General features: G+C 66.7%; 14 protein-coding genes. 4 read left to right on the top strand and 10 right to left on the bottom strand.

Features of this window, described 5'->3' with window-relative positions:
• The 4 genes from Ato02nite_RS52205 to Ato02nite_RS40370 form a co-directional block, all read right to left on the bottom strand.
• A partial coding sequence (locus tag Ato02nite_RS52205) for a transposase (protein ID WP_246608002.1) occupies positions 1-255 on the bottom strand: 255 nt, incomplete at its 3' end.
• Between the two features lie 103 nt (positions 256-358).
• Positions 359-2,335: a cellulose binding domain-containing protein gene (locus tag Ato02nite_RS40360; protein ID WP_213011986.1), complete on the bottom strand. Its 1,977-nt coding sequence runs from the start codon at positions 2,333-2,335 to the stop codon at positions 359-361.
• Between the two features lie 157 nt (positions 2,336-2,492).
• Positions 2,493-3,950, bottom strand: coding sequence for an arabinofuranosidase catalytic domain-containing protein (locus Ato02nite_RS40365; protein WP_213011987.1), 1,458 nt, complete (start codon positions 3,948-3,950; stop codon positions 2,493-2,495).
• A 628-nt stretch (positions 3,951-4,578) separates the two neighbouring features.
• Complete coding sequence (locus tag Ato02nite_RS40370) at positions 4,579-5,139, bottom strand: TetR/AcrR family transcriptional regulator (protein WP_213011988.1); 561 nt, start codon at positions 5,137-5,139, stop codon at positions 4,579-4,581.
• 95 nt (positions 5,140-5,234) lie between these two features.
• Here Ato02nite_RS40370 and Ato02nite_RS40375 point away from each other — a divergent pair, with 95 nt between their 5' ends.
• Positions 5,235-6,275, top strand: coding sequence for an NAD(P)-dependent alcohol dehydrogenase (locus Ato02nite_RS40375; RefSeq protein WP_213011989.1), 1,041 nt, complete (start codon positions 5,235-5,237; stop codon positions 6,273-6,275).
• A 102-nt stretch (positions 6,276-6,377) separates the two neighbouring features.
• Positions 6,378-6,641 carry a hypothetical protein gene (locus Ato02nite_RS40380; RefSeq protein WP_213011990.1) on the top strand — a complete coding sequence of 88 codons (264 nt, stop codon included), beginning with the start codon at positions 6,378-6,380 and terminating at the stop codon, positions 6,639-6,641.
• Between the two features lie 144 nt (positions 6,642-6,785).
• On the opposite strand, the gene Ato02nite_RS40385 is transcribed toward Ato02nite_RS40380, so the two are convergent.
• Positions 6,786-7,265 (bottom strand): MarR family winged helix-turn-helix transcriptional regulator, encoded by a 480-nt coding sequence (locus Ato02nite_RS40385; RefSeq protein ID WP_213011991.1) that lies wholly within the window; start codon positions 7,263-7,265, stop codon positions 6,786-6,788.
• Positions 7,266-7,457: 192 nt separating this feature from the next.
• Here Ato02nite_RS40385 and Ato02nite_RS40390 point away from each other — a divergent pair, with 192 nt between their 5' ends.
• Both Ato02nite_RS40390 and Ato02nite_RS40395 read left to right on the top strand, forming a co-directional pair.
• Positions 7,458-7,871, top strand: a complete 414-nt coding sequence (locus tag Ato02nite_RS40390; RefSeq protein WP_213011992.1) for a PPOX class F420-dependent oxidoreductase — start codon at positions 7,458-7,460, stop codon at positions 7,869-7,871.
• Position 7,872: 1 nt separating this feature from the next.
• Positions 7,873-8,799 (top strand): MBL fold metallo-hydrolase, encoded by a 927-nt coding sequence (locus Ato02nite_RS40395; RefSeq protein ID WP_213011993.1) that lies wholly within the window; start codon positions 7,873-7,875, stop codon positions 8,797-8,799.
• A gap of 157 nt (positions 8,800-8,956) precedes the next feature.
• Here the strand turns inward: Ato02nite_RS40395 and Ato02nite_RS40400 are convergent, their stop codons facing one another.
• The 5 genes from Ato02nite_RS40400 to Ato02nite_RS40420 all read right to left on the bottom strand — a co-directional run bounded on the left by Ato02nite_RS40400 (position 8,957) and on the right by Ato02nite_RS40420 (position 14,404).
• The gene (locus Ato02nite_RS40400) at positions 8,957-9,736 is read right to left on the bottom strand and encodes a hypothetical protein (RefSeq protein ID WP_213011994.1); all 780 of its coding nucleotides are present in this window, start codon (positions 9,734-9,736) and stop codon (positions 8,957-8,959) included.
• On the bottom strand, positions 9,733-10,302 hold the full coding sequence (locus Ato02nite_RS40405; protein ID WP_213011995.1) for an RNA polymerase sigma factor: 570 nt from the start codon (positions 10,300-10,302) through the stop codon (positions 9,733-9,735). The genes Ato02nite_RS40400 and Ato02nite_RS40405 overlap by 4 nt, the downstream gene beginning before the upstream one ends.
• A 7-nt stretch (positions 10,303-10,309) precedes the next feature.
• On the bottom strand, positions 10,310-11,455 hold the full coding sequence (locus Ato02nite_RS40410; RefSeq protein WP_213011996.1) for an acyltransferase family protein: 1,146 nt from the start codon (positions 11,453-11,455) through the stop codon (positions 10,310-10,312).
• Between the two features lie 156 nt (positions 11,456-11,611).
• Complete coding sequence (locus Ato02nite_RS40415; RefSeq protein ID WP_213011997.1) at positions 11,612-13,291, bottom strand: PQQ-dependent sugar dehydrogenase; 1,680 nt, start codon at positions 13,289-13,291, stop codon at positions 11,612-11,614.
• 24 nt (positions 13,292-13,315) lie between these two features.
• A complete protein-coding gene (locus tag Ato02nite_RS40420; RefSeq protein WP_246608003.1) occupies positions 13,316-14,404 on the bottom strand; it encodes an SMP-30/gluconolactonase/LRE family protein in 1,089 nt (362 codons plus the stop codon).
• Between the last annotated feature and the right edge of the window lie 190 nt (positions 14,405-14,594).

Here is a 14,594-nt window from a genome sequence, read left to right on the forward strand (position 1 = left end):
GATCTCCGAGAAATGCGCGGAGATCTCCCCCGTCGTCAATCCTTTCGCATATAACGACAAGACCATTTCGTCGACCTCGCCGAGCCGGCGTTGCCGTTTCTTGGTGAAAAGCTTCAGCAGCCCGTCCGGGCCGGTCAGCTCCAAGCCCCGCTGCCGGGCCTCGGCCACCATCGCCGCAGCTGCGGCCTGCTCCGGCGACAGCTTCCGGCCCCCGACACGGGCGTTCTTCCGTCGCCTCACGATCTCTGCGGTCATTACTCACAGTGCCCATCCCGCCGAACAAAAATCCGGCGAATCAGGCCAGAAACACCGTTCGTGGCACAGTCCCGGGTCGTGCCCGCTGCCGAGGGACGGTGTTCTACGAATAGGTGGTCGTGCAGACGGCGCCGTTGAGGGTGAACGAGGCAGGTGATGGGTTCGCGCCAGTCTGGTTGCCGACGAAGCCGGTGCTCACGGTGTTGCCGCCGTTGGGGGTCAGGTAGGTGTTCCCGTCGGCGGGAGTGACCACGACGTTTTGGCCGTCGGCGGCGTAGGTGCCGTTCCAGGTGCTGCTCGATACCGATTCGGTGCTGCTCGGGAAGCTGAACGCGAGGGTCCATCCGTTGATCGGGTCGGGACCGGTGTTGGTGATGGCGAGGTTTGCCACGAAACCACTCGCCCAGCCGCTGACGACGTCGTAGGTCACCGCGCAGGTGCTGTTCTGCGGTGTGCCGGTGACGAACGTGACTGGCGTCGACGGCATCGACCGGTAGCCCTTCTGATCGGTGGCGAGCACGTTCACCGTGTAGGAGGTTCCCGGCACCAGGTTCTGCGCGGTGAAGGTGGCCGAGGTGGACTCGCCGAGCAGCACGCTGTTCGTGCCGATCTGCTGGAACACCCCGTACCGGGTGACGTCACCGCCGGTCGACGGTGTCCACGCGATGATGGCGCTGTGCGCGGTGACGTTGCTGACCGTCGGACTCCCGGGCGCGCTCAGCGTACGGCTGACCGGGTTGGTGGCCGACGGTGTGAGTTTCACAGTGACGATCGAGTACGCCGGGACGACCTGGGTGCCGGCCGTCCCCCGCTGGGCGGTGGTGATCGACGTGCCCTCCGCGGCGTACGTGTGGACCGTGGGGGTTTCGCTGCTCGGTGCCCACCCCACGTAGTCGAGATCGACGGTGTACGCGGCACTCGGATCCCGGTTGATCAACTCGACGCTCAGGTTGCCGTCGTTGTTGCGGGCCGCATGGACGCCCAACAGCGGGTTGTCCGAGCCGGACCGCACCAGGGTGTCCCCGGGAACGGCCACCTCGCCGAGCATCTGGAAGGCGTAGTACGCCGGGAACGGCGTGTTCAGCGGGGGCTCGCAGACGTTGTGACTGTTGCAGTTGCCGCTGGACAGCATGCCGCCGTCGCCGTAGTCGGTGGCGCCGTCGGGCGCCGTGGTGATGTTGTCCTCGGGCATGCCGTTACGGGTGTCCCAGTAGTCCACGTTGAAGACGCCGTTCTCCAGCGCGGTGAAGTAGACGTCCGCGGTGAACAGCGCGCCCGGCTGGGTGGCCGCCTGGAAGTTGGACTGCGTCTCGGTCACCGCGATACCGATGGACGGGCCGCGGTCGCCCGCGTACCGGCTGATCTGCTGGCGGACCTGTGCCAACTCGGCCGGCAGCAATCCGGTCTGCTGAAGAACGTCAGCGGCCGTGGTGTGGTTCGGGTAGTAGTGGATGACCCCGAAATCGACGTACGGGCCGACGATCGGAAGCACCGTGTGGTTCCAGTCCTTGCTGTCACCGGATGCGACCGAACCGTCGGGCCAACTGTTCGGCAGCGTCAGCACCACCCCGATCCTGACGGTGGGATCGACCGCCTTCATCGCCCGCGCGTACTCGACGACATTGTTCGCGTACGTCGTCGGACTTTTGCTGGTGTGGTAGTCGAGTTCCCAGTCGGCGCCGTAGTGGCCGTTGCCGTAGACCTCGTTACCGATCTCCCAGTATTTGACGCCGTAGCCCTTGGTGACATTGGCGTACCGAACCCACTCCGCTGCCTCCTCGGGCGTTCCCGAGCCGTAATTGGCGATGACCATGGCCTGCGCCCCTACCGCCCTCGTCGTACCCATGAACGAGTCGAAGTCGGTGCCGGGCGCCACCCACCCGCCGCCGGAAACGGTGTTGGTCTGCCAGTGGTAACCGTCGCCGTACGAGCCGCCCGGATAGCGCATCATCTGTACACCGGCCCGGCCGAGCAGCTCGACCGACGCCGGCGTGTTCATGTTCCCGTCCCAAACCGCCTGGTTCAGGCCGTACGCGGTGTCGGGTACGGTCCCGAGTCCCTCGTTCGCGTTCACCCTCACCCGAACGACGACATCAACCGCCCGCGCCGCTGTGCCGGTGGCAACGGCTGTGGTTCCGGCGAGCACGAGCGCAAGTGCGGCTCCGGCGAGCCGGCGTCTCCGAGAATTGACGAGATGCACCGTTCCTCGCTTTCTGCCCCGCCGGCCGGCCGGTCGCCTATCGGAGGTTCCACTGCTGATTGGCCTGTCCGTTGCACGACCAGAGAATGAGTTTCGTGCCGTTGGCGGTGCCGGCCCCGTTGGCATCCAGACAGAGCCCGGACTGCACGCCGGTGACGGTGCCGTTGGAATTCACGTTCCACTGCTGGTTGGTACCGCCGTTGCAGTCCCAGATCACCACGGCCGTGCCATTGGTGGTTCCCTTGGCATACGCATCGAGGCATTTGTTGCCGTACACCGTCAGCTGTTTGCTGGAGGTGGACGTCCAGAGCTGGCCGCTGCCGCCCGCACAGTCGTACAGCTGCACCTGGGTCCCGTTGGTGGTCGACGCGTTCGGGACGTCCGTGCATCGGCCCGACTGGCCACCGACGAGTTCCTTACCGCCACCAGTTCCGCCGCCGGTCGTGCCGTATCCGGCCGCCACGATGTTGGCCTGCACCGAGTTCTCGGTCGCGTCCGACGGGTAGCCGGAGGTCATCACGCCCTCGTAGAAGGTGCCGGCGGCGCCCTTGCTGTTGTCACCGCCGATGCCCAGGATGATCGCCCCCTCCTTCTTCATCGGGTTGTAGCCCGAGACATTGGGACGGACGCCGTCGTAGAACGTGGACAGTCCACCGGACTGAGCGTTGCCGCCCCGGATGGCCCAATGGTTCGGCTGGCCCTTGATGATCGCGGTGAGGAAGCGGTGACTGATCGTCGGATCGTTGGGGTTGTTCTTCTGATTCACCCCGGAGAACAGGCCGTTCTCGAGGTCGGCCATGATCCACGGGCCGTTACCCGCGCCGGAACCCCACCAGTTGTTGTTGCCGAAGTAGATGGCCTCCATGTGGCCGTTGCCGTTGTCGAGGTTGTTGGTCTCGGCGTTGCCGTAGTCGAAGCAGCAGCCGCCGTTGTAGTGGGTGCCATCGAAGATCGCGTACATGCCCTCGGGCTGGTCGCCGGTGGCGATGCCGTTGGTGCTGTTGTTGCGGTAGCCGGTGCCGGGCGCCACGTAGACGCCGTACACCTTGGTGCCGTTGATGGTGATCGGGGCGGCGGTGGCGTCCGCGAGGTTGTCCGGGCCGCCGGCCGCGCCGCCGCCCGGCGCCTGGGTGAGGTCATTGCCCCGGCCGGTCTGGTCGTAGATCCGGGTGATCACGCAGCTTGTGCCGGCGCAGAACGAGTCCTGGCCGGCGGCGTCGGCGTAACCACCCGCGCCGGTCGCGGTGACACTCCTGTACGTGTTGTCCGAGGTACGCCGAACCTGGTACAGCGGCCCGGCGTAGGAGCCGTACAGAGCTCGCGTGGTGCTGTGCGCAGCGACGCAGGGAGTGCCACCGGAGGCGTAGATGTCGCACGGCCCGGTGGTGGCGGCGTGGGCGGGCGCCATCGCGGCGAACACACCGCTGACCAACACCGCGACGCCGATCGCGGCCCGCGTTGCCGTCCTCTGATGGCGCCTGGGGATAGTCGGCATGTAAACCTCGCTTGTCGGAGTGAAGCCGCGGCCGACGACATTCCTCTGATGGTGACAGGAACGGAGAATGGCAGCCGCTAAGGGCAGGCAACGATCTTTCGAGTCATCGACGGCGGCCACTGCAGACGTCCATCGAATGACGTCGGTCGATTGTTACGCCGAAGTCGACAGCTAGTCAACGCCGTAATGGATATTCGAGACCCGGCACCATGGGGCGCGATCCTAGATTGACAATTTGGATTCGCTTGAAAGTGTTATGCGTGGCAGTCACGAGAAGTCTCGCACGTGAGTCTCGGCCCCACTTCGGGCGTAATTTTGAATCCCGAGCGTGCGCGCCGGCCATCTCTTCCGTCAGCTCATCCCGGTCTTCGATCGTGGCACCGCAGTCCCGCTCGGGATGCTCAGGCACGATTGAGTCACGGCCGCCTCAGGCGGGTCGGCGCCCTCGCCGGTGCGGTCGTCGCCGCGATCTCTGCCCTTCGGACACCATAGGTGAGCCTATGTGGAGCCCGGGGCAGTCTCGGTGGCGGCGGTCGCGCCGGAGGAGGATTGTTGCCCAGGCGCGAGGTCGCGTCATACGTGGTCAGCGACACGCCAATTACGTCGCCGTTTGCTCATCCGGGTGAGCTCAGCGCATGAGGGCGTCGTGGACGGCCGCGGCGAGACTGGTCCGTCGGCGGTGGTGGTCGGCGGCCGGGTCAGCCGGGGTTGCGGTGTAGGTGAGGCTACTGGGCGACCATGTCATGGCCAGCGCGATCACCATGGCGTGAATGTCGGCCGCCGGTATGTCGGTACGGATCCGGTCTGCTCGCTGGGCCGCGGCGATGACCTCGATCTTGGCGGTTTCGTCGGCCCGGGGGAACAGCGGGCCGGCCGGGACGCGTTCCAGGCGCGCCCACGTGGCCAGGCGAACCAGCTGAGGGTGCTCCAGGTAGGCGTCGTAGAGGCGGACCGCGTAGTCCGGGAGGTCGGCGGTGAGTGGCACCTTGTCCAGGATGTCGTTGAGCTGATCGTCGAGGACTGCGTCGAACAGCTCCTCCTTGCCGGCGTAGTAGGAGTAGATCTGGGCCTTGCTGACCTTGGCGTCGACGGAGATGCGATCGACCCGTGCGCCGGCGACGCCGTACGCGGCGAACTCGACGGCCCCGGCGTCCAGCAGGCGTCGGCGGCTGGCTCGGGATCTGTCCACCGTCACAGCCTAAACGAACTCGTTCGTTTGCCGCGAAGCAGCAGATCGGATACGTTCGCGAACGAACCAGTTCGTTTGCCAGCTTGGAGGACTTCGTGAGAGACACCATCGGATGGGCCGCGCTGGACAAGGACACTCCGCTGCAGCCCTGGGCCTTTCAGCGCCGTGATCTACTCGACGACGACGTCGCGGTAAAGATCGAGTACTGCGGGGTCTGCGCCAGCGACATCTCCGCCATCCGGCACAGCGGCGATTCCCCTTTGGTGCCGGGCCACGAGATGACCGGTGAGATCACCGCCGTGGGCCCGGCGGTGGCCGGCTTCCAGGTCGGCGACAAGGTCGCGATCGGCAATATCATCGACTCCTGCGGCGAGTGCCCACCCTGCCAGGCCGGCCGGGAGAACTGGTGCGAGCGGTTCCCGACGCTCACCTACGGCAACATCGACCCCAAGGACGCGATGCCGACCCGCGGCGGCTACTCCGCCGAGTACGTCCTGCCGGCGAAGTTCACCTACCACGTACCCGAGGGACTACCGCTCGCCGCTGTCGCACCGCTGATGTGCGCGGGAATCACCACGTACGTCCCCCTCAAGCGTTGGGGGGCGGGTCCCGGCAAGCGAGTCGGCATCGTCGGTATGGGCGGGCTCGGTCACCTGGCACTGAAGATCGCCCACCACCTGGGAGCCGAAGTCGTCCAGTTCACCCGCACCATGGACAAGGCAGCCGAAGCACTGGCCCTGGGCGCGGACGATGTGGTGCTCTCCACCGACCAGCAGCAGATGGCTGCGCAGAAGGGTCGCTTCGACCTCATCATCGACACCGTGGGCGCGCCGCACTTCCTCGAGCCCTACCTTGCCGTGCTGGCCATGGACGGAACCCTCTGCATCGTCGGCATCCCTGAGGGGGACCTCACCGTCAAACCGCTGAGCCTCATCCAAGGGGCCAAGAACATCGCCGGCGCCGGCAGCGGAGGCACCCGCGAAACCCGGGAGATGCTCGACTTCTGCGACCGCCACCACATCACCGCCGACATCGAGATCCTGCCACAGCAGGAGGTCAACGAGGCGCTCGAGCGCTTGGCCCGCAACGACGTCCGCTACCGCTTCGTCCTCGATATGACCACCGCCGGGGAGTAGGACGAGGTGGTCCGCGGGACCGGCCGAAGGTCGTAGTGAGTTGGACGCCTTCTTCCTTCCGGTCGATAGATCTGCGCCGCAGGCGAATGCAAACTGAAAACTATGTCAGACACCACCTGTCCCCGGTGCGGTCACCACTTCACCCCGCCGTCCAAGAACGAGATACGCCCCGACCCGACGGTCGTGCGCTGGCTGCAGGAAGCAGTCGCCTGGTCCGGTGCGATGGCCACCGAAGAGATGTATGTCGACTATTTGAGTTCCTGCGGCGATGCTCCGGTTTCCCGGCGCCGCTTCGTCGCAGATCTTGCATACCTCGGTATCCCCGAAGTGCTCGACGACGACACCCACATGCTCGTCCGGGAGTGAGAACAGGACCAACCCGTCCTACAACCGAGCAATCAGAACAGCCAGGCGTTCGCGACGGTGCCGGGTTGGGTGAGCCGTCACGAGCGTCGCTGTAGCCGGTCGAGGTCGGCCGCGAAGAAGCCGGCGTGCACTACCGACGGCTGATCAGAGCTGGCCCATGCCGTCGGTCTCCGCGTTGGCGGCGACGGGAATCAGGTCTGCTTCGGCTTGTTCGAGCAGGTTGAGCAATTGGGTTTGCTGACTCTTGTCGAGGTTGCGGGTGACAGCGGCTTCGAGGTCGGACCAGACCTGTTCGACCTGTGCGCGCAGTGCCAGGCTGGCCGCGGTGGGTTCGATGATATAGACGCGTTTGTCATGCTCACTGCGGCGGCGGCGGATGAACCCGGCGGTTTCGAGTCGCCGGATGGTTCGGGTCATGGTTGCCGTGTCCGAACCCAGGAGTGTGACCAGGTCGGCTTGACGTTGCGGGCCCAGATCCCACAGCTGCAGCATGACCAACTCCTGAGCTGGGTGCAGTCCCACGCGACTAAGCAGTTTCCTGGCGTGCAGACGGTTGAGCCGCGCGACGCGGAACAGGGCGTGAGTGATCGGACCCCGTTCGGCAACGGCGGCCGGGATCGGCATGCTCGCTGCCCTGCCCGGCGGCGACGTCTCTGGGGACGCGGTCACAGAGCACCTCCTTACTGATCGCGCAGCGATTTTACTCGCGCCGCCCGGAGTGCTGTCCTGCAGGGCTTCTCGTGGCAGATCCGGGATGCGTTGTAGTAGATTGCTGTCCGAACAGCTAACTTGTAGCTCAGGGCTCAGGAGGAAGTCATGTCGTTCACCGACGAGGAGCGCGCCTACATCGCGACGCAGCCGCTGGCCCGGATAGCCACGGTCGCGAAGGACGGACAGCCCGACGTCACCCCGGTCACCTTCCATTTCGACGGTGACGCCTTCTACGTCGGCGGCTTCCGACCGGCCGACACTCGCCGCGCCCGCAACGTGCGCAGCGGCAACACGCAGGTAGCCCTGACCATCGACGACCTGAAAACCATGCGGCCCTGGACTCCCCGCTACGTACGTGTCTACGGCATCGCCGAGTTCGTCGACCGCAACGGTCAGGAAGTCCTGAAAATCGTGCCCTCAACGAGCTGGAGCATGAACCTGTCCGGTCAGTGGTCTCCGGGCACCGACGCCCCGAACCCCATCCGCAAAACCGACCACGCCACCCTCAAGGAGAGCTGAGATGACCTCGAATCCCCCTGCCTTCGCGCCGGTGCCTCCGGGGGCCGAGGGCCCTGCCATCCCCGACCAGGGATACCTGCGCCAGGAAATCGGTGACGGACTACATCTCGTGACCGACGGCGTCTACCAGATGATGTTCCTGGCGACCGGCGACGGGGTGGTTGCGGTCGACGCCCCGCCCGCTCTCGGGCGCTTCATCCTGCCGGCCGTCGCGGAAGTCACCAGCATGCCCGTGACCCATGTCGTCTACAGCCATCACCATGCCGATCACATCGGCGCAGCGTCGATCTACCCGGAGGAAGCTCAGCGATGGGCCCACCGAGATACCGCTGTGCTGCTCGACCGGCTGCATGACAAGCGCCGGCCGTCACCCACCGGGATAGTCGACGACAGCCACGTTCTGACGGTGGGAGACCAGGAACTGCGGCTCGACTACCGGGGACCCAACCATTCACCCGGGAACCTGTTCGTCTACGCACCCCGGCAGCGGACACTGATGCTGATCGACGTCATCTTCCCTGGGTGGGTGCCGTTCGACAGCCTCGCCCAATCGACCGACATCCCCGGCTGGGTCGATGCCCATGACCACATCCTGGGCTACGACTTCGACACGTTCGTCGGCGGTCATGTCTCACGGCTGGGCACCCGCGAAGACGTGACGCTTCAACAGGAATACCTCAGGGACGTGCGGGCGGCCATCGAGGAAGAGCGGGCCGGCCTTGACATGCAACAGGTCATGCAACGCGCTTCCGACCCCAAGAACCCCTGGGCCTTCGTCGAGACGATGAATGACCTCTTCACCACCGCCGCGACCAACAGCGTGAACGCCAAGTGGACCGGACGGCTCGCCGGCGCCGACGTCTACACCAGATCGAACGTGAGAGCCATGGCATCAGCCCTGCATATCGATTACGGAACACTGCACTGAACCGACTCCACCAACCGGTCAGCGCGGCGTCCACCCGGAATGACAGGACCGGGTCGGCGCCGCGCCGGCCCTACGACAACGACGAGGGCGGCCGACGACGACGCCGTGGACCGCGGACAAGGCGGAGAGCAGGCCGCAGCTGCGGGCAACAACGGCGCTAGTCGAGCTTGGGGTGCTCGTACAGTTGGCTGGCGGACACGTTGCTGATGGTGCTGCCGTCAGTGAGGCGAAGGGTCAGCGTGGTGGTGTTGCTGCTTGCTTCGTCGCGGCCTTCCGGATACCAGGCGGCGAAGTAGCCGTCGCGGACGGTGGCGTGCGCCGTCCGCGACGAGTTGCCGTTCTCTGCCCGTACGGTGATGTCGACGTCGGTGATCTGAGAGCCGAGGTGTCCCGCCATGAGCCGGATGTAACCCTCGTCGGTGCGCAGCTGACCCCAGGTGTACAACTCGACGCCGGTGGCGCCCAGCTGTTCGGTGCTGGTCAGCACGGTGAGGATGCTGGCCTCGCGCACGTCACCGTTGTGGTCGCGGAAGCAGGTCCGGCTTCCGCTCGGCGTCACGGCATTGACGTACGCGTAGTCACCGCGGGTCTCACCGACGACAATCCGCGCAGCGCCGATCTCCTGCGCCGGCACGCACTTGGCGACGATCTCGCGGGCCTCGCCGGCCGAGACGGGCCCCGGATCAGGGGTCCAGGACGCGTACGCCGGTCCGCCGGCCAGCAGACCGGCGATCACGGCGCCCCCGGCAGCGAGCGCCGCCGCCACGGCGCCGATCTTCAGACGACGCCAGGCGCGGGGTGCGGCCGGCTCGAAGCCTGCCCTCCGGTCGGTGGTGACGATGCTCTCGAGCAGTTCCCGGGCCCGAGCCTGCGTGACGCGGGCGGGCACCGGGCCGGCGGCGGAACGGATGGCGTGGTCGAGTTCGTCGTTGGTCATGCGGGGCCTCCGGGTGATGCGGTGCGGGCAGGCGCGGGGGAAGGGGCAGGTCCAGGTTCCGGCTGTTGACGCAGGTGCTGGCGCAGGCGGCGGCGGGCGCGCAGCAGGCGCAGACTGAACGCCGTCCGGGAGATGCCGAGCACGTGAGCGGCCTGAGGCCCGGTGAGGTCCTCGATCGCGGTGAGCGTGAGCGCTTCCTGATCGGCGGGGGACAGATGCTGCCAGGCCCGGGCCAGGTCGACGTGGGCTGCCACAGCGTCGGCGTCACCGCCTGTGTCGCCTTCTGGTTCTCGCAGGATGCGCAGGGCGAGCTTCTGTTGCCGCTGTTCGCTGCGCTGCCGGTTGCGCAGCAGGTTGTGCGCGACGGTGAACAGCCAGGCACGGGCCTCGTCGAGGGCGTCCGGCACGTCGTCCAGGCGCCGCCAGGCGACCAGGAACGTCTCGGCGACCACGTCGTCAGCCACGGCGAGGTCCGTACGGCGCTCGACGAATACCAGCAGGTCGTCGTACGCGGCCTCGAAGAGCTCGCGGAAGGCGGCTTCAGCGTCCGGGGTTGTCCGGTTCATGATTCCCTCACGCTCGCGTCGCTCGATCTGCTGTGATCGGTCGTCGCCGGCCCTGCACGAAAACGCGGACGAGGGGTGCGAGCGGACTCTCGACGAAGCGGTGGATAAGCCACGCCGCTGTGAGCAGGACGAGGATGGCTCCCCCGATCAGTATCGGCGCGGGCAGCCCGGTTGCGGTGTGAAAGGTGCGGATCAGGCTGTAGCCGACCCGCTGATGCAGCAGATAGAACGGGTACGTGAGCGCGCCCGCCGTGCTCAGCCAGCCCCAGGTGATCCGGTCGGTGGCGCCGAGCGCAACGGCGAGCAGGACGCCGTACGCGATGGTGAGCAGCACCGGCGCCGGCCAGACCGGGACCTCGAAGCCGGGATGCAGGTCCAGTGCCCGCGTGTGCACGTGGTGCAGGCTGACCAGCCAGCAGGCGGCCAGCAGCGCCCAGGACCACCGGTCGGAGCGGTCCCGGCGCAGCAGGAACATGGTCATGCCCGCGATGAAGTACGGCGCGAAGTCGGGCATCACGACCTGGTTGAGCGGCGCCTCCGGGAAGGCCGGCATGAGCACGGCGGCAGCCAGCCATCCTGCGCCGAGCAGCCGCATCCGCTTGTCGGTCAGCCCGGCGGCGAGCAGGCAGGCGACGATCAGGTAGAACCGGAACTCACACCAGAGCGTCCAGTACACGGTGTCGACCAGCGGCCTGTTCAACGGCTCCGCCAGCATCGTCAGGTTGATCAGCACGTCCGGGCCGCCCGGCAGGGGCGGGAACGGCACTCCGCCGCTGATCGGCAGCACCGTGCTGACCACGGCGGTGATCAGTACGCAAGCCCAGAAGGCCGGGTAGAGCCGGGCGGCGCGGGAGGCGGCGAACTCGCGAACGGTGCGTCCCCAGCCGCTCATCAGGATGACGAATCCGCTGATCAGGAAAAACACCTCGACACCCAGAAAGCCGTAGATCAACACCGGCGCTGCGTCCGGCAGGAAATATGCGGGTGGATGCGCCCCGTCCAACCGCCACGAGTCCCCGAAGTGATAGCCGGCCACCGCCAGCGCGCACACCAGCCGCAACCCGTCCAGCGCGTACAGCCGAGGCTTGTTTTTCGGCGCAAGACCGTAGTCACCTCGCAGGGCTGTCGTCTGGGCGAGGGTGGCTGTCGTCATCTGCGGCTCCTGGTGGTCCCGGCGGCGTGATCGCGTCCGGTCACACATGTGCGGGCCAGGTTCCATCGCTACAGGTGATTCAGCCCACTCTGGGGTATGCCGCTGACGATGATGGCGCCGGCGGACTGGCCGAACCGCGACTGTCGTGATCGCCGGTCAACCGTCACCCAAGGTGATCTTGAAGATCTTCTCGTTGCTGTTCTGCGGAATGCTGTCCTTGTCGCCTCGGGTGCTCGTCGTCAGCCACAGGTTGCCGTCGACGGTCGGCTCGACGGTGCGAAGCCGGCCGTAGGTGCCGACGTAGTACTGCTGGATCTCGGTCAGCCGATCACCATCGATCACCGCGCGGTACAGCCGGGTGCCGCGCAAGCAGGCGATGTAGAGAACATCACGCACGATGGCGATGCCACTGCAGGACGCCGCCGCGACGGGGTAGGTCTGCACGGGCGCGACGAAGCCGGGGGTGCCGCAGGCATCGCCGATCGTGCCCTCGCAGGCCGGCCATCCGTAGTTGCCGCCCTTGACGACGAGGTTGGTCTCGTCCATCACATTGTTGCCGAACTCCTGCTCCCACAGCCGGCCGTGGGAGTCGAACGCCAGACCCTGCGGGTTGCGGTGCCCGTAGCTCCAGACAAAGCTGCCCGGGAAGGGGTTGTCCGGCGGAACGCTGCCGTCCGGGTTCAGCCGGAGCACCTTCCCGCCGAGGTTGTCGAGGTCCTGTGCCTGGTCGGGATCCTGACCGTCGCCGGCGGCGGCGTAAAGCTTGCCGTCCGGGCCGAACCGCAGGCGGCCGCCGTTGTGGTACTTGTTGCGCGGAATCCCGGTCACGAGAATCTCCCGGGACTCGGTGCGCAGGGTGCCGTCGTACTGGAAGCGGACGATGCGGTTGTCCGTCGCCGTGGTGTGGTAGACGTACAACCAGTTGTCGGTTGCGAAGGTCGGCGAGATCGCCAGCCCCAGCACCCCGCCTTCGCCGTCGGTGCCGGCCGCGTCCGGCACCGTCCCGATGCTGTGCTTGTCCGTACCGTCCGATGCCATCGCTTGAATGGTGAACAGGTCGCGCTGCCCGTAGAGCAGCGTCCCGTCCGGCAGCTGGGTCAGGCCCCATGGCAGGTCACGCTCCGTGGCCACTTGCGTGATACCGCACACGGCGGCGCACGAACTTCCGGTACGTACTTGCGCCGGGTCGCTCGGCTTCGAGATGTTGCCCTGCGCGTCGCGTGCGACCACCGCGTACGCGTAGTCGGTGTCGATGGCCAGTCCGACATCGGTGAAGGTGGTGTCCGGCGGGCTTGCGGCGGACCCGCTCAGGCTGCCGACTTCGGCGCCGTCGCGCAACACGTCGTAGCCCGTGACGGCCACATCGTCGGTGGCAGCGGTCCATTGCAGGGTGACAGCGGTGCCGACGGCGCGGGCGGAGAGCCCCGTCGGGACGCTGGGGGCGGCGTCGTCCTCAGAACAGAACGGCGGGGTGACCGACACCGTATTGCTGGCCTGTGAGACGTTGCCGGCGGCGTCCCGGGCGTTGACGTAGAAACCCCACCGTGCGCCGGCGACCACGCCCAGCGTGATCGTGCGCACCTCCGCGACGGTGGAGCCGAGCGCCTGGCCGTCATGGTAGAGGTCATAGAACGCGACGCCGGTGTCGTCGACGGCCGCCGACCAACTCAACGTCACGGCGGAGCAACTGAGGTCACTGGCGGCCAGGCCGGTCGGTGCGGTGGGCGGCTGGGTATCGGCCGCGGCCGCCGATACCGAGGACTCACCGGCCGTGATGATGCCGGCCAGCACGGTGCAGACGGTGAAAACGGCCAGACGAGCGCTGTGTGACAACATCTGTGTACCCTCCGACGAAGGATTTCAGTACGGGTAGCCGGGCACGCCGAGACGCACGCTGTAGAGCCCGAAGTCGCCCGTACGCCCGGACGTGACGAACAGGGTCTTCCGGTCGTCGCCGCCGAACGCGACGTTCGTGCTCCCGGCACCTGCGGCGATCGTTCCGAACTCCGCGCCGTCCGGTGAGAAGACGTGGACGAGGCCGTCCGTACCTGATGCCCAGTAGACATTGCCGGCACAGTCGATCGTTGCACCGTCGGGGCCGGCAATGGAGGCGAACTGCGTACGCTCGCCGGTGCTGCCATCGGCCCGTACTGAATAGCTGTAGATCTTGTTCTCGCCGTATGCGCCGACGTAAAGCGTGCCGCCGTCCGGGGACAGCGCGATACCGTTCGGCTCCTTCAGGCTGTCGTCGACCAGCGACACGGTCCCACCGGAGATCCGGAACACACTCGTTCGGCCCTGCATCGCGTCGGCTCGACCCCCGCGCTGGAAATCAGGATCAGTGAAATAGGCGACGCCGTCGGAGCGAATTGTCACGTCGTTCGGCGAATTGAACGCCGCACCCAGAAAATCGCCGGCGATAGTCTCGCGGGAAGAGTCCGCGAGCTGATACCTCGAGATGCTGCGCCGGTCATGGGTGGCCGCGACGACCGACCCACCGTCCGGCGACAGAGCCAGGCCGTTGCTGCCGGAGTCGGCGATCGCCGTTTCCACGGCCACCGAACCCGGGGTGTAGCGCAGAATTCTCGACGGCTGCACTCGCTCCGGCCCGGTCGCGGCGGCCATGTCGGACATCAGTAGATAGCCATGGTCGGCAATCCACACGGGTCCTTCGAGGAAGGCCTGGCCACCGAAGAGGCGGGCAGCGGTGATCGTCGGCGACGCAAGTGGGGGTCCGTATTCGGCATCGGCCGAGCAGACGCCGGGCGGCGCGCCAGGGGGTAGGTCGGCGGCCCGCGCGACCGTCGCCGTCGTCGCGCCCGCCACGAGCAGTAGGCCGGCCGAGCCCACCGCGATCAGCGCACTCCTCGATTTCATTCGGATCCCCTTCAGGTCAAGGCATTGACGAGATTCGAACAATATCGCACCCGGACAGGCCTTATCCGCCATACCGATTACCCTTCCCGCCTCGGATGGGAACCGGAATCCGGTACCGAAAACTTGTTATGAAACGGTCACTGCCCGAGTCCATGGAATTGGCTGCCGCCGGCTACTGGTAAACGCGCGTCCGTCGCTAAGCGGTGGCGACCGCGCCGTGTGCTGTTGCGATGAGCTCCTTGGCGAGGGCGATGAAATCCGG

It is taken from the genome of Paractinoplanes toevensis, from assembly GCF_018332695.1.
Lineage (GTDB): Bacteria > Actinomycetota > Actinomycetes > Mycobacteriales > Micromonosporaceae > Actinoplanes > Actinoplanes toevensis.

Excerpts from the sequence above, each read along its gene's own strand:
- Ato02nite_RS40365 (WP_213011987.1), bottom strand. The coding sequence starts at position 3,950 with ATGCCGACTATCCCCAGGCGCCATCAGAGGACGGCAACGCGGGCCGCG.
- Ato02nite_RS40410 (WP_213011996.1), bottom strand. The coding sequence starts at position 11,455 with ATGACGACAGCCACCCTCGCCCAGACGACAGCCCTGCGAGGTGACTAC.
- Ato02nite_RS40405 (WP_213011995.1), bottom strand. The coding sequence starts at position 10,302 with ATGAACCGGACAACCCCGGACGCTGAAGCCGCCTTCCGCGAGCTCTTC.
- Ato02nite_RS40380 (WP_213011990.1), top strand. The coding sequence starts at position 6,378 with ATGTCAGACACCACCTGTCCCCGGTGCGGTCACCACTTCACCCCGCCG.
- Ato02nite_RS40400 (WP_213011994.1), bottom strand. The coding sequence starts at position 9,736 with ATGACCAACGACGAACTCGACCACGCCATCCGTTCCGCCGCCGGCCCG.
- Ato02nite_RS40390 (WP_213011992.1), top strand. The coding sequence starts at position 7,458 with ATGTCGTTCACCGACGAGGAGCGCGCCTACATCGCGACGCAGCCGCTG.
- Ato02nite_RS40385 (WP_213011991.1), bottom strand. The coding sequence starts at position 7,265 with ATGCCGATCCCGGCCGCCGTTGCCGAACGGGGTCCGATCACTCACGCC.
- Ato02nite_RS40395 (WP_213011993.1), top strand. The coding sequence starts at position 7,873 with ATGACCTCGAATCCCCCTGCCTTCGCGCCGGTGCCTCCGGGGGCCGAG.
- Ato02nite_RS40420 (WP_246608003.1), bottom strand. The coding sequence starts at position 14,404 with ATGGCGGATAAGGCCTGTCCGGGTGCGATATTGTTCGAATCTCGTCAA.
- Ato02nite_RS40415 (WP_213011997.1), bottom strand. The coding sequence starts at position 13,291 with ATGTTGTCACACAGCGCTCGTCTGGCCGTTTTCACCGTCTGCACCGTG.